General features: G+C 62.8%; 20 protein-coding genes. 4 read left to right on the top strand and 16 right to left on the bottom strand.

Annotated features, from left to right (window positions below; translation table 11 throughout):
- Positions 1 to 31: 31 nt before the first annotated feature.
- The 9 genes from GM676_RS26580 to GM676_RS26540 form a co-directional block, all read right to left on the bottom strand.
- The gene (locus GM676_RS26580) at positions 32 to 460 is read right to left on the bottom strand and encodes an ExbD/TolR family protein (protein WP_170304365.1); all 429 of its coding nucleotides are present in this window, start codon (positions 458 to 460) and stop codon (positions 32 to 34) included.
- Entirely contained in the window at positions 450 to 1,175 is a 726-nt protein-coding gene (locus tag GM676_RS26575) for a MotA/TolQ/ExbB proton channel family protein (RefSeq protein ID WP_170304364.1), read from the bottom strand. The genes GM676_RS26580 and GM676_RS26575 overlap by 11 nt, the downstream gene beginning before the upstream one ends.
- Before the next feature lie 202 nt (positions 1,176 to 1,377).
- The gene (locus GM676_RS26570; protein WP_155467216.1) at positions 1,378 to 1,983 is read right to left on the bottom strand and encodes an SEN1982 family lipoprotein; all 606 of its coding nucleotides are present in this window, start codon (positions 1,981 to 1,983) and stop codon (positions 1,378 to 1,380) included.
- The gene (locus GM676_RS26565; protein WP_229262879.1) at positions 1,980 to 3,164 is read right to left on the bottom strand and encodes a cytochrome-c peroxidase; all 1,185 of its coding nucleotides are present in this window, start codon (positions 3,162 to 3,164) and stop codon (positions 1,980 to 1,982) included. The genes GM676_RS26570 and GM676_RS26565 overlap by 4 nt, the downstream gene beginning before the upstream one ends.
- 1 nt (position 3,165) lies before the next feature.
- Positions 3,166 to 5,313: an alkaline phosphatase family protein gene (locus GM676_RS26560; RefSeq protein ID WP_155467214.1), complete on the bottom strand. Its 2,148-nt coding sequence runs from the start codon at positions 5,311 to 5,313 to the stop codon at positions 3,166 to 3,168.
- 31 nt (positions 5,314 to 5,344) lie between these two features.
- Entirely contained in the window at positions 5,345 to 5,890 is a 546-nt protein-coding gene (locus GM676_RS26555) for a PEP-CTERM sorting domain-containing protein (protein WP_155467213.1), read from the bottom strand.
- Positions 5,891 to 6,001: 111 nt separating this feature from the next.
- Positions 6,002 to 6,682, bottom strand: a complete 681-nt coding sequence (locus GM676_RS26550) for a hypothetical protein (protein WP_155467212.1) — start codon at positions 6,680 to 6,682, stop codon at positions 6,002 to 6,004.
- A gap of 2 nt (positions 6,683 to 6,684) precedes the next feature.
- Positions 6,685 to 7,446 (bottom strand): MipA/OmpV family protein, encoded by a 762-nt coding sequence (locus GM676_RS26545; RefSeq protein ID WP_155467211.1) that lies wholly within the window; start codon positions 7,444 to 7,446, stop codon positions 6,685 to 6,687.
- 7 nt (positions 7,447 to 7,453) lie between these two features.
- A complete protein-coding gene (locus GM676_RS26540; RefSeq protein ID WP_155467210.1) occupies positions 7,454 to 8,032 on the bottom strand; it encodes a porin family protein in 579 nt (192 codons plus the stop codon).
- Positions 8,033 to 8,226: 194 nt separating this feature from the next.
- On the opposite strand from GM676_RS26540, the gene GM676_RS26535 reads away from it, so the two are divergent.
- Both GM676_RS26535 and GM676_RS26530 read left to right on the top strand, forming a co-directional pair.
- On the top strand, positions 8,227 to 8,904 hold the full coding sequence (locus GM676_RS26535; RefSeq protein WP_155467209.1) for a response regulator: 678 nt from the start codon (positions 8,227 to 8,229) through the stop codon (positions 8,902 to 8,904).
- On the top strand, positions 8,901 to 10,190 hold the full coding sequence (locus GM676_RS26530; protein ID WP_155467208.1) for an ATP-binding protein: 1,290 nt from the start codon (positions 8,901 to 8,903) through the stop codon (positions 10,188 to 10,190). Before GM676_RS26535 ends, GM676_RS26530 begins: the two co-directional genes overlap by 4 nt.
- Positions 10,191 to 10,193: 3 nt before the next feature.
- Here the strand turns inward: GM676_RS26530 and GM676_RS26525 are convergent, their stop codons facing one another.
- From GM676_RS26525 to pyrE, 7 genes are all read right to left on the bottom strand, one after another.
- On the bottom strand, positions 10,194 to 10,934 hold the full coding sequence (locus GM676_RS26525) for a LytR/AlgR family response regulator transcription factor (RefSeq protein ID WP_155467207.1): 741 nt from the start codon (positions 10,932 to 10,934) through the stop codon (positions 10,194 to 10,196).
- Entirely contained in the window at positions 10,931 to 12,127 is a 1,197-nt protein-coding gene (locus GM676_RS26520; RefSeq protein WP_155467206.1) for a sensor histidine kinase, read from the bottom strand. The genes GM676_RS26525 and GM676_RS26520 overlap by 4 nt, the downstream gene beginning before the upstream one ends.
- Positions 12,124 to 12,693 carry a transcriptional regulator gene (locus GM676_RS26515; RefSeq protein ID WP_155467205.1) on the bottom strand — a complete coding sequence of 190 codons (570 nt, stop codon included), beginning with the start codon at positions 12,691 to 12,693 and terminating at the stop codon, positions 12,124 to 12,126. Before GM676_RS26515 ends, GM676_RS26520 begins: the two co-directional genes overlap by 4 nt.
- The gene (locus tag GM676_RS26510; RefSeq protein WP_155467204.1) at positions 12,690 to 13,253 is read right to left on the bottom strand and encodes a transcriptional regulator; all 564 of its coding nucleotides are present in this window, start codon (positions 13,251 to 13,253) and stop codon (positions 12,690 to 12,692) included. Before GM676_RS26510 ends, GM676_RS26515 begins: the two co-directional genes overlap by 4 nt.
- Positions 13,254 to 13,369: 116 nt before the next feature.
- Positions 13,370 to 14,215 carry an alpha/beta fold hydrolase gene (locus tag GM676_RS26505; protein ID WP_155467233.1) on the bottom strand — a complete coding sequence of 282 codons (846 nt, stop codon included), beginning with the start codon at positions 14,213 to 14,215 and terminating at the stop codon, positions 13,370 to 13,372.
- Complete coding sequence (locus GM676_RS26500) at positions 14,215 to 14,586, bottom strand: hypothetical protein (protein WP_155467203.1); 372 nt, start codon at positions 14,584 to 14,586, stop codon at positions 14,215 to 14,217. The genes GM676_RS26505 and GM676_RS26500 overlap by 1 nt, the downstream gene beginning before the upstream one ends.
- A gap of 75 nt (positions 14,587 to 14,661) precedes the next feature.
- A complete protein-coding gene (pyrE, locus tag GM676_RS26495; RefSeq protein ID WP_229262878.1) occupies positions 14,662 to 15,339 on the bottom strand; it encodes an orotate phosphoribosyltransferase in 678 nt (225 codons plus the stop codon).
- 76 nt (positions 15,340 to 15,415) lie between these two features.
- On the opposite strand from pyrE, the gene GM676_RS26490 reads away from it, so the two are divergent.
- Both GM676_RS26490 and GM676_RS26485 read left to right on the top strand, forming a co-directional pair.
- Positions 15,416 to 16,189 carry an exodeoxyribonuclease III gene (locus tag GM676_RS26490; RefSeq protein WP_155467202.1) on the top strand — a complete coding sequence of 258 codons (774 nt, stop codon included), beginning with the start codon at positions 15,416 to 15,418 and terminating at the stop codon, positions 16,187 to 16,189.
- Between the two features lie 144 nt (positions 16,190 to 16,333).
- Positions 16,334 to 19,300 (top strand): beta strand repeat-containing protein, encoded by a 2,967-nt coding sequence (locus tag GM676_RS26485; RefSeq protein ID WP_155467201.1) that lies wholly within the window; start codon positions 16,334 to 16,336, stop codon positions 19,298 to 19,300.
- Positions 19,301 to 19,383: the final 83 nt, after the last annotated feature.

Below are 19,383 nucleotides of genomic sequence, written 5' to 3'. Positions count from 1 at the left end.
AGCCGCTGCCATTCATCAATCGGACCGGACCTCATCGCGCGCCACGCGTGTGCATGGAGATATTGGTCAGCCGCTCGAACTGGCACAAATCAAGCACGTGCACAATGTCCTGATACCTGGCCAACTGGTCGCCATCAATACGTACCCGCCGCCCGGGATTGGCCGCCGCTTCGCGCTTGAGACGGCCATGCAGAATCTGGGTCGACACGGGCGCGCCGTCGAGAAACAACTGTCCGCTTTTGTCTACGCCAATGACGAGCGGCGCCGCCCCGGCCTCATCCGGCTCAAGACTCACCTGAGAGGCAGGGAGGGAAATCGGCAATTCGCCCTGCTTTTTTTGATTGGTTGGCTGCTTGAACGAGGTCGCCACCATGAAGAACATCAGCAAGAAGAAAATGCAGTCGATCAGCGCAATCAGACCGATTTCCGGCTGTTCCTCCTCACCCAATTTAATTCGCATGGGACACCACATGTAAAGATTGCGGCGGCACGTTTGTCCCCAGGAACCATTCGTGGATCAGACTGTTGATCTTTTTTTCCAGCGCCAAGCCGAAAAACGCCTGGCGATTTTTGAAGAAGTGGTGCATGGCCAAGGCGGGCAGTGCAACACACAGGCCGCAAGCAGTATTGATCAACGCCTTCGATATGCCTCCCGCCAGCAAGGCGGGATTGCCCATGCCCTCGGAGAACGCAATCATATGGAACGCTTCAATCATGCCTATCACGGTACCAAGCAGGCCCACGATAGGCGCTACCGTCGCCACGATCGCCAGCGCATAGGCTTTTTGCTGATGGTGGCGCAATTCGATCGAGGCGATTTCGCCGGCGCCGCTGTTGACGATGGCGTATCCGAGGTGCCGATGCGCGACCACGTAGGCGATCACGCGGGCCAGGGTGCTATCATGGTCGGTCAGTAGTTGCTGCAACTTGACGAATTCCTGCGCCGCCCACAGCGGTTTGACGCGCTCAATCAACCCGTCGGGCACAACGTGCAGGGCGCGGAAATTGACCAGGCGCTCGATCGTGACGGCGAGGAACAGAATCGACAATCCGAGCGTCACGACGATGGCGCCACCGCCGTCCGCGACCTGCGCGATTATGTTGAAGTCGGCGCCATGTGCGATGTTGTGCGCTGCGAGGGCAGCCAATGGCGCGATGCTGTAGAGTTTTCGCATACTGTATTTGAGATGGTGATGTGATCTTCGACGACGGTGTGCACCTTGGAGGTGTTGCATCCATTCTAACGACCGTGGTGCGCATGTTTTCCCCATGCGACGAATGCCCGCAAATCGGGGAGGAAACCGGCGCTGATGGGATGAATGCCGTCGACCGCATTACTTCCCCGGTCTGGCGATCTAGAAGGCTAAGTATGCGCCCTTAATCCCGCACGCCGATCCAGCGGCCGTGGTCGAGGCGGAGGCGTTGTTTCATCTGGAGTTGGCCTTCGCCTTTCATGATGTAGGCGATCATGGGGAAGACTTGCTGCGCTGAGGGCTCCTTCATCCACGGCGCGGCGGCGAATTTGTAGGTGTAGCTGGCGGTGCCGGTGGCTTCGTCCCACGATACCAGCTTCGCCACACTCAGTTTGCCGACGCAGAAGTCGCCCGTGCGGGTGATTTTTTCGCCGGTCGGCGAGACGGTGGTGGTGTCGCGCTTGACGTAGAATTTTTTGCCGGCTTCGGTCAGCGAGTAGCGCTCCACCGGGACTTGCTGTTCGCCGCGCGTGGTCATGCCGCTTTCGGCGTTCACCAATCCCAGTTTGGCCAGTACCGGCAGCTGGATCGCATCGCGGCTGCCGGCTTCGGCGTCGCCGGGCGCCACGTCGATCGGCCAGTCGAATTTGCCGACGCAGACGTCGCCGTTTTGCGCCAGGTATTTGCTGAGGCCTGCAGCCATCGCTTTGTCGGGTTGCTGCGCCGCGTGCGCCAGGCCGGCGCTCGCCAATGCTGCCGCCAGTGCAGCGGCGGTCCATGCTTTATTCATTTCTTCACCAAATCCGCATCGGTCAATGTATTGAGAAAGGCTTCCAGATCCTGCATCTCCTGCTCGGTCATGGCAGGCGTGCTGCCGCGTGCGCGGCCGTCCAGCGGCATTTGCTTATCGAGGTTGTCGCGATAGCGCGCCGGCAGGTCGTTGAATTTCCGGACCACGCCTTTGACGGTCGGATACCAGCGCTCCGGCTCCGTATCGCGCGTGTTGTAGAAGCGGATCACGTCCTTCAAGGATTTCAACGCACCGTTGTGGAAGAACACCGAGCGCGTGGCGACGTTGCGCAGGGTCGGCGTCTTGAACATGCCGCAGTATTGCGCGCTCGCCGGACGCGGATGGTCCGGGCGATCGCAGATCCCAAGGTCGCTGTACTTGGCGTTGCGATTGGCCGGTATGTCCTTGTTGCGCGGTACGCCGATCGCCGCATAGGTGTAGTCGGTGAACATCTTGACGCTGCCGCCCAGTCCCGCGCCGTTGTAATGACACGCGAAGCAGTTGCCTTTGTTTGGATCGCTGTAGACGGCGAAGCCACGCATCTCGGCCGCCGTCAGATCGCCGCCGATCTTGTTGCTGGAGTAGAGATCGTACTTGCTGCTGTAAGGATGGAAGCTGTTGTCCTCCAGCTGATACGCCTGCAACGCCTCCAGCGCGTGCCGGAAGGCTTGCTTGTTGTCGGCGAAGGCATCGGCGCCAAACGTCTTGCGGAATTGATCGGCGTAAGAAGACGCCTTGATCTTGCGGACCACATCGGCAACGCTCTTGTTGGCCATTTCGTGCTTCGCCAGCAGCGGTATGCGCGCCTGCTCGGCCAGCGTGGCGGCGCGGCCATCCTGCGTGTAACCGCCACCCGGCCCCGGCGTGCTGATGCCGTCCGGGTTGTCCAGCATGTCCGCATACGGCGGCGTGTATTCCTGGTAGCGCAGCGAGGGCACGGCGCGCACCCCGGCGGTCGTCATCTTCGCACCGCCCAGCTGCACGGATAAGTTATTCGGTGGTGCATGCGCATGCGCCGGATCGTGGCAGGTGGCGCACGCCAGCTTGCCGGACCCGGACAGCGACTTATCGAAAAACATCTGCTTGCCGATTTCGGCGGCGGCGCTCAAGGGCGTCGCCACCGGCACGGCGGCGGCTTGCGCCGTCGCCGCGATCAGCACCATCATCAGTGCTGATTTCATCTTACTTGAGCGCCCATCCGTTACGCTGATCGGCATCACGACCGACTTGCTTGATGGTCGGGTAGCCATTCTTCTGCACGTAGCCATCCGGGATCACATAAGCGTGATTCATCGGACGCACCGCATCGAAGTGCGCGTCGGCGCTGCCTGCGTATTCCGGCAGGTTCAGGATGTTCGCCGCGATGAATTTCTGCGTGTACTTCGAACGGTTCATGTACGACCAGTCATCCGCAGGGTCGGCCAACTGGAACATGTCCTGCAAGGTGCGCACCAGTGAGATGTGGCTGTACGCATCGCTGTCCACCACGCCCTTGGGTGCGGCAGGCTGGTTGTTCAACACGCCGAAGGTCGAAGTTCCGTGGCCCTTGTTGCCCTGCTTGTAGTTGGTGATGACTTCATTCGACACCGTGCCATCGGCATTCTTCACCAGGGGACCCAGCGCCAGCGGGGTGCCGCTGGTGTTCCAGCCGCAGCAAGAGTTGAAACCGCTGGTGGCCGTGCCTTCGTCGAACATCATCACGATGGCGACGCGCTTCTGCGGGTTGTTCCACAGCGGCGAAGCCTGGATCTTCTTGATCAGATAATCGGTGTACTTGTCGCCACGGTAGATCAGCGCACTGCCCGCGCAATCGCTGGCCGCCTTGGTGCTGGTGCTGGTGCTGCCTGGCATGGTGCCCACCAGCGTCACGCCGTGCATGTCGTCGCACTGGTCCGGTTCCAGGATGTTCAACTGGCCGACGTCGCCGCTGGCAAGATCGTCGCCGAATTGGTCGATGTTCCAGCCTGCCGGTGCGATGGCTTTCAAGGCATCGTCCCACTGGCCGCCGCCCATGGTGCGGTTATTTGCCAGGAACTCCGGCGAGCTGCGCACGTTCTGGAAGAACACGCTGCCATTGTGCTTGGCCGCGTACAGCGCGCCGGCCAGGCGTACTTGCAGGCCTGGCGTGCCGATTGCGCCCACTGGCTCGTCGGCGGTGTACAAATAATCCGGTGCCACGATGGTGGTGTCGGCGGTACCATCCTTGCGCCAATCGGCGCCCGGATTCTTGGACTCGCTGTACACGCGCCAGCTCATGCCCTTGCTGGTCAGCGCGGTGAACAGATTCTGCTTGCCCTTGATATTGTGGTTGGTGGCGTTGGTGCAGGCGCTCACGCCCGGCGGCAGCGGCAAGTCTTCAATCGCGTTGGCGGCCGTGGTGCCGCTTGGGTAGCAGTTGAAGGCACTGTCGTCGGTGATGCCGAAGTCGTCACCGGAGGCGATGGCCAGGCGGTTAGGCTCGGACGGATTGCCGGTCGAGTAGTAGCTGGTGAACTGGTTGCCAGCGTTCAGATAGGCGTTGATGCGCGGTGCGTACACCGAGTTCTTGATCGACGACGTGGCCTTGTTTTCCAACACGATCAGGAACACGTGGTCGTAGCGCGGAATGCCTTCCAGGTTCATCACGGCCAGCTGCGCTTCCTTCATGGTGATGGCCGGGCCGGTGGCGGTAGGATCGGCTGCCAGTGCGGCGGGCGATACATCGCGGCGGTCCACCATTTTGGCGGCGAAGGCGAAGCGGCTGGACAGCAGCACCGATTCTTTCAGCACGTCCGCATTGGCACCGGTGGTGTCGCTCAGCACCGTGTCGGCGCTGACGTTCAGACGCGTGGCCAGGCTGTTCTTGGCCGACTCGAAGCTGATGCGGTCATCGTCCATCATGCGGGCGATTTCGGTGGTCAGCGGCGAGATGGCGATCCTGGCCGGCACCAGTGGATTGATCAACGCTGCCGAAACCTGGTCGGCTGGCGCGCGCAGCACCATGCGCTGGGTGACGGCTTTGCCGTTGTTCAGCGAGGAGGTCGAGATTTCCGCCACCAGCGGCCCTGGCGTGCGGGTGGCCAGCAGGAAGCTGCCGTCGGCCTTGGTCAATACGCCGGTTTCACCGGTGTCGCACACGCCGTTGTCGTTGGCGTCGACGCACACCTTGGCCGACTGGTACAGCGAGGCGGCGGTCTTGGACGGCGCGCTGGCACCCGGCGAGTTGGAGATGACCGGCGGCGTGAACTCGGTGCCGGACACCACGCCGCGGATCGTCACCGGGGTCGTGGCGGCAAACGCCGGCGCGCACAACACCATCACGGCGCTGGCAATCAGGGAGGTTTTCAACATGGGGATTCCGTTTCGTCAGAGAGTAAGGAGATCAAGCCTGCTTGCGGCGACGGGCGATTGCACCGACCACACCCAGACCTGCGGCCAGCATGGCGATGCTGCTCGGTTCCGGTACCGGCGCGGCCACCAGCGACCAGGTGGCGTTCTGGGTCGGCTGGTCGAAGGCGACGTCGCCGGTGTTGTAGTTCACGGCGAAAGCCTGGTTGCCGATGCTGGCGTCGTTGCTGTTGACGAAGTAGAAGTAGTTATTGATGCTGCCGACCGCGTGCTGCGGATCGGCGTCGGCAAAGATGAAGTTGTTCTTGGCGGCGTTGGTGGAGATCACCGCGCCGGCGGCGCTGTTCCAGTCATGCGTGGACGCATCCCACGAGGCACCCACCAGCGCACCGGTGTAGTCGTTGCCATTGAAGTTGATGTGAACATTCGACACGCCATCCAGCAGATCGCCGACCAGATGGCCGGACAGCGAACCAGTGATGGCCTGGCCGTCTTCGAAAGCGTAGGAGAAGTTGAAGTTTTCAGCATGCGCGGAGGCGAATGCTGCCAGCAGGAGGGCTGCGCTAATAATTTTTTTCATTTCTGGCTACCTGAGGTTAAGGAAGCCGGAATGATGTGTTTTTTTTATGACCGAATCATGACGAACAGGCCATAAACGATATCATTTTTGTTTCGTATTGTATCGGCGCGCTTACTCAAGCAGTGCGCCGATCGCCAGCGGCGTGCTGCCGGTGATGATCTGTCCCGCCTCCGGCCACGCCGCGAAACGATAGACGTACACCCGAAATCCCTGGGCCGCATCGCCTGCAAAGGCTGGCCCCTCTTTCGCTGCCAGCGTCGTCGCCGCGCCTTCCTTCGCATGGAACCGCACCTGCGCCGTATCGCTCTTCATGTAGATGAACTGCACACCGATGCACTGCTTGCCGCCCGCCTCACCGCTATAACGCAAGTAGGCCAGTAACTGCTCACACGCTGTGCGCAGATCGGTCGCCGGATAGACGCCGTCCGGCCGCGTGACAATCGATACCCATGGTCCGGCCTTGATCTGCCCCGGCTTGCGGTTGATCCGCAATTCCGCGTTGTCGTCATAGGCGGCCTTGGAGAGCGGCAGCACCGCGCGGCCCAGCGCATCAAGCGCCAGCGACACTTGCGTGGCTTTGCCGTTGAGGGTCAGGCGCAGCCCTTCCATGTTCACGCTGGCGTCGCGCGGCCGCAGGCGAAAGTGGTTTTGCAGGAACTGCTTAGGCTTGCCGTATTTTTCAAACCAGATCATCTGGCGATATGCATCGCGATAGGCGATCCAGTCGCCATCTTCCTGCGCGCAGGCGACCGCCGGCAGCAAGGCGAAGCAGAGCAGGAGTGCGGCGCGCATCGTCAGAAGCGGTAAGCCAGACCGCTGTATACGGTGAGGAAACCGCGCCGCTCCACCACAGGGCTGGCGGCGGCTTGCCCACCCAACCGCGTGACGCTGGCGCCGCTGGTCAGCAGCCACTTGCTGCTCAAGGCCCAGTTCCAGTTGGCGCCCGCGTTAAGCTCAGCGACGCCGCCCGACGGCGTGTAGTCGCGCGGCCCGCCGGCTGCGCGTGAGACTTCGTAGCGCTCGCGCATCACGGAAGCATCGGCCAGCGATACCCCTGCCGACAACGAAAAGGTGTGGTGTGGCGCCAGGCTGCTCCAGCTCTTCTGCACGCCCACATCGCAGCGCAGGCCGTGTGCGCTGGTGTCGTAGATCAGGCGCGATGTGACCCGCGCATCGTCGCCGAGGTAGTAATTGAAATAGCCGCCCGCATCCAGCGTGCCGTCGATGGTATGCGAGCCACGCAGGCGGCGGTTATCATCCGGGCTGCGTGAATTACTGGCGGCCAGCAGCGGCCCATATTCCACGCCGGCGACAGGCGACAGATTCATGCCTGCCACGCCGCTGGCCGACAGGAAAACGCCATTGCTCCACTCGACCTGCAACAGGGGCCGCAGCGATACCGGGCGATTCTCGCCGGCCGCCGCGGCGCCGCTGGTCGACAGCGCTACACCCACATACATATCCCGGCTACCGTCCGGCATCATCGGTACGTTGCCGTCGTCGGCGGCAGCCACGCCGCACAGCGGCAACAGGATAAGAGGCAGTAGCTTGTTCATGTCTTCCTTAAAAACCGACGCGCACACCGAGCGAAACGCGGTCCATCGATATGGTCAGTCCTTGCTGTTTTAGTTTGTCCGTGTGTTCCAGTTCCAGTAGCAGCGACACATCCTTGCTGACGGCGTAAGCCGCGCCGAAGCCGAGGTACAGGCCGTTCTTCTTCACCGTCTCCGACGCTGGCGCGTCCTTGCCGTCTATGCCGACCTTGAAACGCCCCTGCGCCACGCCTGCCTTTCCGTACAGCGACCAGTCCTCGTCCAGGCGCCACGTGTTTCGCGCAGCGAAGTAGCCCATGTGCGTACGTGTCTTCAACTGGTAGCCCTGCGACAGCTCAAACGCTTTCTCGTCGCCGATGCCGCGATAGCCCGCCTCCAGCGCCCACGACGGCGACAGGGCATAGCCCGCGAAAACGGTCAACGCCGGATCGCGCTTGCTGGAGTAGCGATCGGTGGTGACGCCGTCTTCGGTATACTTGAGATGTCCTTTGCCGAACGAGCTGAGACCAGCGCCAATATACATATCCTCGGCGCGCACCAGCGAGCAGACGGCAAGAGCGATCAGGGTGCTGCACACAAATTTGTTCATGTCGGATTCCGGTTGATGTAAGAGCCTCCATGGTAAGAAGACGCCACGCCGGAATCCGCCGTTATCTGTCGCAGAATTGTCCGCAATTTGTAGGCCGCATTTGTATAAAAAGTGTACGCGGATGTACCTGATTGTCGAAAACACCACTTCTGTCGCGCGCTCCACTACAATAACAGTCCAAAACAGGAGATGCGATGCAGCGTGTGATGCTGGTGGAGGACGATACGCGGCTGGCCGCGCTGGTCAAGGAGTACCTGGACTGCTACGACTACCGGGTCGACGTGGTTGGCCGTGGCGACCTTGCGCTGGACCGCTTCCGCGACACGCAACCCGATATCGTCATCCTCGACCTGACGCTGCCCGGCACCGACGGTCTGGTAGTGTGCCGTCAACTGCGCCAGCTGAGTGCCGTGCCTATACTCATCCTCACCGCGCGCGAAGACAGCTTCGACGAAGTCTCCGGCCTTGAACAAGGCGCCGATGATTACGTTAACAAGCCGGTACAGCCACGCGTATTGCTGGCCCGCCTGCGCGCATTGCAGCGGCGCGGCAGCAGCGCGGCCAGTAGCGATATCGTCATCGGTCAGTTGCGCATCTCGCGCGAAAACCGGGCAGTCTACTGGCGCACGCAGGAGGTGCCGATGAACAGCACTGAATTCAAACTGTTCCTCATCCTTGCCGATGCCTCCGGCAAGGTCATGTCGCGCAACGACATTCTGGTAAAAATGCGCGGCATTGAATTCGACGGACTGGATCGCAGCATCGACAATTGCATCTCGCGCCTGCGCCGCAAGTTCGGCGATGGCGGCACGGAACGTATCAAGACGGTGTGGGGCGAAGGTTATCTGTTCAGCCCCTCGGCGTGGGAATGAACCGCATCTTCAGACGCTTTGCGCTGCTGGTGGTGCTGGCGATGACGTTCGCCAGCGGCGCCATCTACCTGTGCTTCCGCCTGCTGTCCGGCGACCCGCTGGAGCAGATCGCGCGCCGCCAAGCCGCCGGCCAGATCTTCCTGCTGGAGCAATACATCGATCAGGCGCCCGCCGACGAATGGCTGCCGCGCCTGAACAAAGTACGTGAAGTCTCCAATATCACACTGGAGCTGTTACCGTTGCAAGCGGCGCTGGTAGCCCTGCCCTCCGGCCAGCGTGACGCGCTGTTGCACGGCGAGGTTGTGATCGACGTAGCGGGCAAGGCTTTCTACCGCCGGGTTGACATCGAAGGCGCACGGTACATCGGCAGCGAAGACGACGTCATCCACGCCCAGCGCCTGCCGATCGACATCAGCGAAGCGCTGGGCATGGAGGTGATCCGCTTTGTCATGATCGCGCTGTTCCTGCTGGTGCCGATAGGCTGGTGGGCGCGCGTGCACTGGCGCGACATTCAGGCGCTGTCACAGATGGCGGACGATTTCGGCAGCGGCGACTTGTCGGCGCGCGCCAGCGTGGCTGGCGGCACCGGCATCGCGCCACTGGCGGGCCGCATCAACGACATGGCCGGGCGCATCGGTGCGCTGCTGGAGGCGCGCAAGCACCTGCTGCATTCGGTATCGCATGAATTGCGTACGCCGATCGCGCGGCTGGAGTTCGGCATGGAGCTGCTGCGCGAGCGCCACGCCGACGACGATGCGGCGCTGTGCAAGCGCCTTGAGGCAATGGAAATGGATCTCGGCGAGCTGAAAACACTGGTGGACGAACTACTCAGCCTGACGCAGCTCGACCACGCGCAGGACATGCAGCGCAAGCCATTTGCGTTGGAGCCGCTGCTGCGAACATGCACGCCGCCCGGCACTCAGCATTTCATTGCCGACATCGCCGGCGACCTGGGCGAACTGCAAGGTGACCCGCGCCTGTTGGCGCGCGCCATCAACAACCTGCTCGGCAACGCCGCCAAGTACGCGCGATCACGCATTGCGCTGTCGGCCGCGCGCGGCACGCAGCTGATCATTGTGATTGAAGACGATGGTCCCGGCATTCCACCAGAGGCGCGCGAGCAGGTATTCGAACCATTCCACCGGCTGACGCGCGAACAGGATCACGCAGCCGGCGGCTACGGACTGGGACTGGCCATCAGCGCCAAGGCGATCCGCCTGCACGGCGGCGCCATTGCCATTGATGACTCCCCACTGGGTGGCGCGCGCTTCACGATTACGCTATAGTCGCTACATGCCCTTGAAGCGATGCTGGAAGCGCTGGCTTACCGGCAGGCGCGATGCGTGGCCGCGCAGGCTAAGCCACAACGCACCATCCGCATCCCGGTTCACGGCGGCGATGCGCTTGACCGCCACCAGGAAGCCGCGATGGATTTGCCAGAAACCGGCATCCTCCAGTTCCCCCGCCAGCTCCTTCAAGGGTGTGCGGATATGCGCCTCCATCTGGTCGGTAACGACGCGTGTGTACTTGAGCTCCGAACCGAAGTAGATCACCTCATTCAAATCGATGAAGTGGATGGTATTGCCCACGCTGGCCTGTAGCCATGCGGGTGCCTTCTTCGGCGCCAGTTGCTGCACCAGCCGCGCCAGATCGGGCGGCGGCGTGCCGATGCGGTTGCGCAGGCGTTCGATGGCGCGCGCCAGGCGTGCCGTGTCGAGTGGCTTAAGCAGATAGTCGATGGCGCCTTCGTCAAAGGCCGCCAGCGCGTGCTCCTGATACGCCGTCACAAATACCACGTGCGTGCGCGAACCGAAAGTGCGCGCCACTTCCAGCCCGTTCAGGCCCGGCATGCGGATGTCGAGGAAGGCGATGTCCGGCTCCAGCTCGCGCGCCAGGCGCAGCGCCTCGATGCCATCGCCGGCCGAAGCCACCAGTTGCGCTTCCGGCCAGAGAGCGGCCAGCGCCGCTTCCAGTTCGGCGCGTAGCAGCGGTTCGTCGTCTGCGATCAGGATGCGGGGAACGTGGGTCATGCGGGCTCCAGACGGGAAAACGGCAGGTTCAGTTCAGCGACGGTCCAGCCATCGGGGCCGATGCGCAAACTCAGGCTGGCAGCGCTGCCGTACAACACCTCCAGCCGCTGTCGCACGTTGCGCAACCCGACGCCGCTGCCCAGCACCGTGTTGCCGATGCCTGCGCCATTGTCGCGTACAGTAACCAACACCCTATCACCTTCGCGGCGCGCGGAGACTGACACCGTCACCGCGCCGGCATGCGGTTCGACGCCGTGCTGCACGGCGTTCTCCACCAGCGGCATCAGCATCAGCGGCGGCAAGGCCAGATCGTGCAGTTCTTCGTCGCACGCTACCTCGATGCTGAGGCGCTCGCCGTAGCGCATGGCCATCAGCTCCAGGTAATGCGCGGCGAGTTCGCATTCGCGGCCCAGTGTGGACATGGGGTTGCGCAGGTCCGGCAAGGCGCTGCGCAAATACGCGATCAGGCGGTCCAGCATGCCGCTGGCGCGCTCGGGATCGTGGCGCACCAGATAGCGGGTGTTGGCCAGGGTGTTGTACAGGAAGTGCGGTTCGATCTGCGCCTGCAAGGCTTTCAGGTCCGCCGCCAACGCCGCCTGCGACAACTGGGCGATGTGCAGGGTGCGCGCGCGGTGTTGCGCCATCCATAGCGGCAGCACAAACAGCGTCAGCATGAGCAGCGCTTCCACCGCCATCACCTGCGCTTCGTTCAGTGGTGCGATACCTATCCACGACAAGCCCACCACATAGATCCAACCGGCCGCCGTCACGCCGGCGGGCGCCAGCGCCAGCAGCCCGGCCCACAACGCAGGCCAGCTGCGCGCGATGGCTCGGCGCTGCATCAGCAACAGCAAGGCGGCGAGCGCGCCCAGTGGCAGCAGCAAGGCGGTGAACAGCGCCAGCCAGGTGTAGGCGCGCAACTCAAGCGCTATCAACGCGCCGGCGGCGATCACCGCTGCGCTCAGCGCCCACTGGCGTGGCGAGCATGCGGCCACGCGCCTAAACGCGGCCGGCGCGCCGCCAATGCCAATACCGGTGCCGACGCCGCCGAAGCCATCGCTGCCGCTGCTACCGTCGGTGCCGGTGCCGGTGCCGGTGCCGGTGCCGGCGCCGCCGCCACCATCGCCGCTGTCTGCGCCGATGCCGTTGCGGCCGCCGCTGCGGACTTCACGCCATGGCGCCAGCGTCATCATAGAACCGGCTTCTCCGGCAGGCGCGAAGCCGGCATCACGTCCACCGGCACGCTCTTGTCCACCACATCAAACGACAGTTCATCGATCCACACCTGGCCACTGCCGGAGTTGATCACGCCGAAGGAGATGGTGGTGCCATCTTCCGGCACGTCCAGCGTCACGCTGCGCACCTGCCACGCAGTGCTGCCCTTGATCGGCTGGTCGCTGCTGTTGTAGAACGCGCCGTTGGGCCGCTTCTGCGCCTGCACCTGCATCCACAGGCCGGCCCAGTTGCTGACATCGCGCGTCTTGATCATGGCGCGGAAGCGCACCCGTTGGCCGAGGTAGCGCTGCGCCGAAATCACCTGCACCAGCGAGCCGAATCCCTTGTCCTCGCCCTGCGCATAGCGCAGGAACTTGGCGCCCTTGCCGCTGATGGTTTCCACGTTGTCGATCCCGGCCACGTAGGACGTGGCGTGGTCGCCCGAGACAAACCACGGCGGCGGCAGCTTGCCGACCGATTCCGCCGCCACCACCCACAAGGAAGTGGCGGCCAGCGCGGCGGCGATGACGTGCAGCGGCCTCATAGCGTCGGCGCCTCCGCTGGTACAGAGCGGCCCGGCATGACGTCCACCGGCACATCCTTGCCGACCACCTCCAGCGACAGCTCGTCTATCCACACCTGTCCTTTGCCGGCATTAATCACGCCGAAGTTCAGCACGGTCGCATCTTCAGGAATGTCCAGCGTGACGCTGCGCAGTTGCCAGTCGGTGGTGCCGGCAATGGGCTTGTCCTGGCTGTTGTAGAACGCATCCGGGCGTTCATCGCGCGAACGCAATGCGCTCATCCACAAACCGGCCCAGCTGCTGACATCGCGCGTCTTGACTATGGCCTGAAAGCGTACGCGCTTGCCCTGATAGTTCTTGGCCGAGATTTGCTGCATCAAGGTGCCAAAGGACGAGGCGTCGCCGCCGGTGTAGCGGATAAAGCGCGACATCTTGTTGCTGCGGCTCTCGCCGGCATCTTCGCCGATTTCATAAGAACCGGCACGCGCGCCGGAAAGTATCCATCCTTCGACCCGGGCGGCATGGACCGAACCGCACAGGGCCGCCGCCAGCAGCACGACGCTCAAGATTTTCGTTTTCATGTTATCTCCAAGAGTATGACGGGATGTCATGAGCGCTACTGTGCACCTGCAAGCGCACGCCGTGTGAACGCTGCGACAAGCGCGCGGCACGCCGGATAAGCGTCGTGAAAACCGGATTAGCGCGCCATCCACGCGAGGATGTCGGCGAAGATTTCTTCGCGATTCAGCTCGTTGAAGTTTTCATGGAAGTTTTGCGGATAGCGATGGCAGGTCAGCAGCGACGAGGGCACTGACTTCAACATCGCCTCGGCCGCATTGGCGTCGGCCAGCTTGTCGTCGCCGGCCACCACGGCAAACAGCGGCTGGGTCCACGACGGCATGCGCGCGGCCAGGCCTTGCTGCGCGCCAGTCAGCGCGTTGCCGAAGCGGACCGTGATTTCGGTGGCGCGGATGCCGTCACGCTCATCGTCGTAATGGCGGGCGGTGATGCTGCTGTCGTGCGTGAGCTGGTGCGTCAGCGATTCCAGCGGCACCTTCATGCGCGGGACCAGTGCGCCCAGCACGCCGGCCAGCGCCAGCAGCACCGGCGATACCTTGATCGCATTCACGTAGTACGGCGAAGACAGGATATAGCCCTTGATCGCGGTCTCGCCGGCGAAGTGGCCGAGCGCCAGATGGGTCGCGATCAGCGCGCCCATCGAATGGCCCATCACATAAATCGGCAAGCCCGGATACTGCTGCTTCACCCATTGCAGGAACAGCAGGCTGTCATCGAGGAAGACGTTAAACCCGGGGACGTCGACGCGGCGTGCATCCTGATGGCCGCACAAGTCGTAGGCCACGGTAGCGATGCCGCGCTGGCGGAAGTACAGCGCCGGCGTGACGTAGTCGCCGCCATGCGCCATGCCGCCGTGAATGGCGAGGATGACCGCGCGCGGTGTTTCCGGCGCCCACACGTGGACGCGCCGCTGCACGCCCCACGCTGCGGCAAAGGTGGTGAGGCGGTCTTCGGAAAACCGCATCAAGCGGTGATGCTCAGATTGATGCCCATCTCGACCAGCATGGTCATGTCAGACAGCGACAGGTCCAGCGTCGGCGTCGACGCGCCCTGTTCGCACGGGAAGGAGATGCGCAGTTCGGCGTCCACGTCCGAGCGTTCGAAGTGGATGCCGCGCGCCTTGCATTCGCCAAGGTAGAAGCGGATTTGCTTCAGCAACTCGGTCGGGTTCTGTTCGGTACCGATGGCCACGTAAAAACCGGAATCGATGCGCACACGGCCATCGGGCTTGACGTCGCCCTTCTGCCAGTCGCCATGCGGTTCGGTCGGCAGGCCATCACGGATGTCTGCCAGGCCTTCATCGTCGCCGTGTACCTTGAGTGTTGCGATATTCATGGTCTGCCTTTTGTTGGTCTCCTGCTATCAAGAAGGTTACACCATAGAAATTTCAAAGTCTAGCAAGATGGCTAATTAGACAATGCCGTAGCGCGCGCGGTAAGCGGCCACCGCGTCCTTGTATTGTGCCAGTTGTGGATCGGCGCCGGCGCCATTCAGGAAGCCGAACAGATCGTCCAGGTTGCCGATGGAAATTACCGGGATGCCGTATTTCTGGGTCACTTCCTGCACCGCCGACAGGTCGGAGATCTGGCCATCCTTGCCGCCGCGTTCCATGCGGTCCAGCGCGATCAGCACGGCGCATGGCTCGGCGCCGGCGGCGCGGATCATTTCCACCGATTCGCGCACCGAGGTGCCGGCCGAGATCACGTCGTCGATGATGACGACCTTGCCTTGCAGCTTGGCGCCGACGATGGTGCCGCCTTCGCCGTGGTCCTTGGCTTCCTTGCGGTTGAAGGCGAACGAGGTGTTGCGGCCCTTGCCGGCCAGCGCCACAGCGGTGGCCGAGGCCAGCGTGATGCCCTTGTAGGCCGGGCCGAACAGCATGTCGAACTGCACGCCGGAATCCAGCAGGGTTTGCGCGTAGAACTGCGCCACCTGCGCCAGCGTGGCGCCGTCATGGAACAGGCCGGCGTTGAAGAAGTACGGGGACTGGCGACCAGCCTTGGTGGTGAACTCGCCGAAGCGCAGCACGCCGCTCTGGACCGAAAACTGGATAAATTCTTGGCGTAACGAAGTTGTTTGACCCATCATGATGCCTCATTTCTTTAAAGTGCCGGTATTTTACCGCTACACTAGCGCATTCCGTATTTTCTGCCCTGAATCTTCTATGCCAAAAATCATCTCCGCCAACCTGAATGGCATCCGCTCCGCCGCCTCCAAGGGCTTCTTCACCTGGCTGGCCAAGCAGGATGCCGACTTCGTCTGTGTGCAGGAACTCAAGGCGCAAGCGCCGGACATGACGCCGGAATTCCTCAACCCGGGCGGCTACCACGGCCACTTCCACTACGCCGAGAAAAAAGGCTATTCCGGCACCGGCGTCTACAGCAAGATCGAACCGGACCGCGTGGTGATCGGCTTCGGCTCGCCCGAGTTTGACGCCGAAGGCCGCTACGTGCGCTGCGATTTCGGCAATCTGACCGTGATTTCGGTGTACTGCCCGTCCGGCTCGTCCGGCCCGGAACGCCAGGAAGCCAAGTTCCGCTTTATGGACCTGTTCCTGCCGCACCTGCAAGCGCTGCACGCCGAAGGCCGCGAAGTGGTGATCTGCGGCGACTGGAACATCGCCCACAAGGAAATCGACCTCAAGAACTGGAAGGGCAACAAGAAGAATTCCGGCTTCCTGCCGGAAGAGCGCGAATGGATGACCCGCATCTTCGACGAAGTGGGCTACGTCGACGTCCACCGCGGCCTCGACCCGCGCGAGGAGCAATACACCTGGTGGAGCAACCGCGGCCAGGCCTATGCGAAGAACGTGGGCTGGCGCATCGATTACCACGTCGCCACCCCGGGCATCGCCGCCAAGGCCACCAGCGTGGCCATCTACAAGGACGAGAAATTCTCCGACCACGCGCCGCTGACCATTGATTACGGCGCTTTGTAAGTGCCCACTTCGCCGCGTCCGTCCCTGGATGCGGCGATAACGTTGTATCCCGGCACGAAATGGCGTTTATGAAATTTACTAAATGGAAATAATCGTGTTTCCTTGTTATCATTAGTGCTTCCCAAAGATAACTTTGAAACTGCCATGACTGCGCCCGCCCTGACATCCGTCTCCGCCTCCGGTACCACCATCACCCTGACCTTTGACACGGCGGTCGCTCAAGGCGACGGTGCGTTCGTGATCAGCGACGGCAACAGCCAGTCGTACATCACGGGAGGCGGACTGTCCACCCGCATCATCGGCGCCACCGACACCCGCTCCATCGACAGCGCCAACTTCGACCTCGTCACCTACAGCGACACGACGGTGGTGCTGCATCTGTCGGAGGCGCTCAAGGCCGGCGTCAATTACAGCGTCACCATGGGCCGCGGCACCGTGCACAACGCCAGCCTGGAAGGCAATGACAAGATCAGCTCGACCGCGCTGTACAAATTCACCGCCGCCGGCGCCGCCATCGACACGCCCAGCGCGGTGGTCGACTCGACCATCAACTTTACCGACACCGGCAGCGCCGACTACATCACCGCCTCGGCCGACCAGGTGCTGAGCGGCCACTACACCGGCACGCTTGGCGCCAACGATTTCATTCAGGTGTCGCTGGACAACGGCGCCAGCTGGTACAAGGCCACGGTCGACACCGGCGCCAACACCTGGAGCTTCGAGGGCGAGATCAATGTCGACAACCTGACCGCCGGCAGCGGTGGCGCCCTCAACGGTGGCCTGCTGGCGCGCGTCAGCAACACCGCCGGCGGCAGCAGCGCCCAGGCCAGCCACAGCTATGTGTACAACAGCCATCCGATCGACATCGCGGTCAGCAGCAGCTTCACGTTTTCCGACGATACCGGCAGCAGCGCGACCGACCTGATCACCAAGACGACCGCTCAGACCATCAACGGTACCTACAGCGGCACGCTGGACGCGGGCCAGTTCATGCAGGTGTCGGTGGACGGCGGCACCAGTTGGACCAGCGTCACCGCCAGCGCCGGCAGTTGGCACACCACCGGCACCATCAACCTGAACGCCGGCACCAATTACGTGCAGGCGCGCGTCGTGGACGGCGCCGGCAACACCAGCGGCGTCGGCTCGGCCGAGTACACGCTGGATACCAGCGGCCTGACGCTGTCCGGCCGCGCGCTCACTTTGCCTGGCAGCACCGACAGCGGCGTCTCCTCCAGCGACGCCATCACCAACTCGGCCGCCAAGGTCACGCTGAACGTGGCCGGTCTGCATGGCGTGCACGCCGGCGACACTATTCAGATCGTCGACACCAGCGCCAGCTCGACGGTGGTGGGCAGCTATGTGATCACCGACGCCGACCTGTACTACGGCGACGATTACTTCACCGTTGCAAAATTCGATCCGACCGGGCGCGACACCGTGGACATCACCCTCGGCTCACTGAGCAACGGTGACCACACGCTGGCCGCGCGCATCGTCGACGCGGCGGGCAATATCGGCACCGCCAGCGCCACCAAGACGGTGACCATCGACGCCGCCGCGCCCATCCTCTCGACCACGTCGCCGTTGGAGCACGCCGGCTCGGTCGCCACCGACCTGACCCAGCTGACCTTCACCTTCAACGAGAACATCGTCATCGAAGACGACACCATTGTCTATATCACGGACGACAACAACAGCGACAATTCCCAGGAAGTCACGCTGTCGAGCAGCGATATCAGCGGCAAGGTGCTGACCATCACCCTGAGCAGCGCGCTGACCAGCGGCACCAGCTACACCGTGCAGGGCGCCATCATCAGCGACCTTGCCGGCAATGCTGGCGTCACCGGCGACACGCCGATGCTGCACTTCACCACCGCCGGCACCTACGGCGGCGGCTCGTTGCCGGCCCCGATCAGCGCATCCTACACCGACACCGCACCGACCTACGACACCGACGACGGCTCGTCCCTGCATACGGACGGCGTCACCAGCAACAACATCATCCGTGTCAAGGACGTGGCCGCCTCAGGCACCTGGTCCTACCGCACCAGCGCCACCGGCATCTGGAAAGCCGGCAACAGCGACAACTTCTTCATCCTGGCCGACGGCACCTACGCCATGGACAGCATCCAGGTCAAGCAAACCGTGGATGGCGTAGACAGCGCCATTTTCACCATCAACGAGACCCTCGTGATCGACACTGTCGCCTCCAGCGCCAGCGTGGCCGGCTTCACTTTCAGCAGTGGCGTCGGCAGCATCAACGGCCTGGTCACCGGCAGTACCGATTTTTCCAATGAATTTGTCGAGGTGACCTTCGACCACGGCGCCAGCTGGGTGCAGGCCACCACCACCTACGTCTCCGACGGCACCTCCAGCTGGACCGCGAGCGGCACGCTGGGCAACGAGTATGGCTTGCGCCTGTCCGACAAGGCCGGCAACCTCACCGGCATTGCCGGCGCCACCGAGTACACCTCGCTGTTCTACCTGGCCAACGACGGCGTCAACTACAGCCATGCGGACGACAATTACACCTCGGTGCGAGGCGGCGCCGGCACCGACACCATCACGGTCGGCAACCATGCCTCCGTCGTCTCCCTCGGCGGCGACACCATCACCACCGGCGACAACGCGCAGGTCACGGTCGACGCCAACGCCACCGTCACCACCGGCGACGGCATGAACACGGTGATCGCCGGCGACCACGCCAACATCACCACCGGCAGCGGCGCCGATTACATCACCCTGACTTCCCTGACCGGAGCGGTGGTGCACGCCGGTGCTGGCAAGGACACGCTGCAACTCAGCAACGATACCGTCTTCTCGCTGTCCTCGCTGAGCACCTCCAGCGGCATCGATGTGATCGACTTCATCCACGGCGGCACCAACGGCGTGACCATCCTGTCCGCGTCCACCGTGCAAAACCTGACCGACAGCAACCAGCTCACCATCAACAATACCGGCGGCGGCAGCACCACGGTGTCGATGGATTCGCTGGTGTGGCACGCCGACGGCACCTCAGGCGGCTACAACGTGTACCATAACTCCGCCAACACCGTCGCGGTGCTGGTCGGCGTTGGCATCACAGTTGACCTGGAGCCGTTCACGGCCTGAGCGCCACAACCTTCGCGCCGATGGTATCGGGATTTCAAAAGGGAAATAATAATTTCCGTGTTATCATTGAGGATTCATCTATG

The organism is Duganella radicis (genome assembly GCF_009720825.1).
In the GTDB taxonomy this organism is placed as follows: domain Bacteria; phylum Pseudomonadota; class Gammaproteobacteria; order Burkholderiales; family Burkholderiaceae_D; genus Rugamonas; species Rugamonas radicis.
This window is presented reverse-complemented; position numbering and strand designations above follow the sequence as displayed.

Excerpts from the sequence above, each read along its gene's own strand:
- GM676_RS26580 (WP_170304365.1), bottom strand. The coding sequence starts at position 460 with ATGCGAATTAAATTGGGTGAGGAGGAACAGCCGGAAATCGGTCTGATT.
- GM676_RS26575 (WP_170304364.1), bottom strand. The coding sequence starts at position 1,175 with ATGCGAAAACTCTACAGCATCGCGCCATTGGCTGCCCTCGCAGCGCAC.
- GM676_RS26570 (WP_155467216.1), bottom strand. The coding sequence starts at position 1,983 with ATGAATAAAGCATGGACCGCCGCTGCACTGGCGGCAGCATTGGCGAGC.
- GM676_RS26565 (WP_229262879.1), bottom strand. The coding sequence starts at position 3,164 with ATGAAATCAGCACTGATGATGGTGCTGATCGCGGCGACGGCGCAAGCC.
- GM676_RS26560 (WP_155467214.1), bottom strand. The coding sequence starts at position 5,313 with ATGTTGAAAACCTCCCTGATTGCCAGCGCCGTGATGGTGTTGTGCGCG.
- GM676_RS26555 (WP_155467213.1), bottom strand. The coding sequence starts at position 5,890 with ATGAAAAAAATTATTAGCGCAGCCCTCCTGCTGGCAGCATTCGCCTCC.
- GM676_RS26550 (WP_155467212.1), bottom strand. The coding sequence starts at position 6,682 with ATGCGCGCCGCACTCCTGCTCTGCTTCGCCTTGCTGCCGGCGGTCGCC.
- GM676_RS26545 (WP_155467211.1), bottom strand. The coding sequence starts at position 7,446 with ATGAACAAGCTACTGCCTCTTATCCTGTTGCCGCTGTGCGGCGTGGCT.
- GM676_RS26540 (WP_155467210.1), bottom strand. The coding sequence starts at position 8,032 with ATGAACAAATTTGTGTGCAGCACCCTGATCGCTCTTGCCGTCTGCTCG.
- GM676_RS26535 (WP_155467209.1), top strand. The coding sequence starts at position 8,227 with ATGCAGCGTGTGATGCTGGTGGAGGACGATACGCGGCTGGCCGCGCTG.
- GM676_RS26530 (WP_155467208.1), top strand. The coding sequence starts at position 8,901 with ATGAACCGCATCTTCAGACGCTTTGCGCTGCTGGTGGTGCTGGCGATG.
- GM676_RS26525 (WP_155467207.1), bottom strand. The coding sequence starts at position 10,934 with ATGACCCACGTTCCCCGCATCCTGATCGCAGACGACGAACCGCTGCTA.
- GM676_RS26520 (WP_155467206.1), bottom strand. The coding sequence starts at position 12,127 with ATGATGACGCTGGCGCCATGGCGTGAAGTCCGCAGCGGCGGCCGCAAC.
- GM676_RS26515 (WP_155467205.1), bottom strand. The coding sequence starts at position 12,693 with ATGAGGCCGCTGCACGTCATCGCCGCCGCGCTGGCCGCCACTTCCTTG.
- GM676_RS26510 (WP_155467204.1), bottom strand. The coding sequence starts at position 13,253 with ATGAAAACGAAAATCTTGAGCGTCGTGCTGCTGGCGGCGGCCCTGTGC.
- GM676_RS26505 (WP_155467233.1), bottom strand. The coding sequence starts at position 14,215 with ATGCGGTTTTCCGAAGACCGCCTCACCACCTTTGCCGCAGCGTGGGGC.
- GM676_RS26500 (WP_155467203.1), bottom strand. The coding sequence starts at position 14,586 with ATGAATATCGCAACACTCAAGGTACACGGCGACGATGAAGGCCTGGCA.
- pyrE (WP_229262878.1), bottom strand. The coding sequence starts at position 15,339 with ATGATGGGTCAAACAACTTCGTTACGCCAAGAATTTATCCAGTTTTCG.
- GM676_RS26490 (WP_155467202.1), top strand. The coding sequence starts at position 15,416 with ATGCCAAAAATCATCTCCGCCAACCTGAATGGCATCCGCTCCGCCGCC.
- GM676_RS26485 (WP_155467201.1), top strand. The coding sequence starts at position 16,334 with ATGACTGCGCCCGCCCTGACATCCGTCTCCGCCTCCGGTACCACCATC.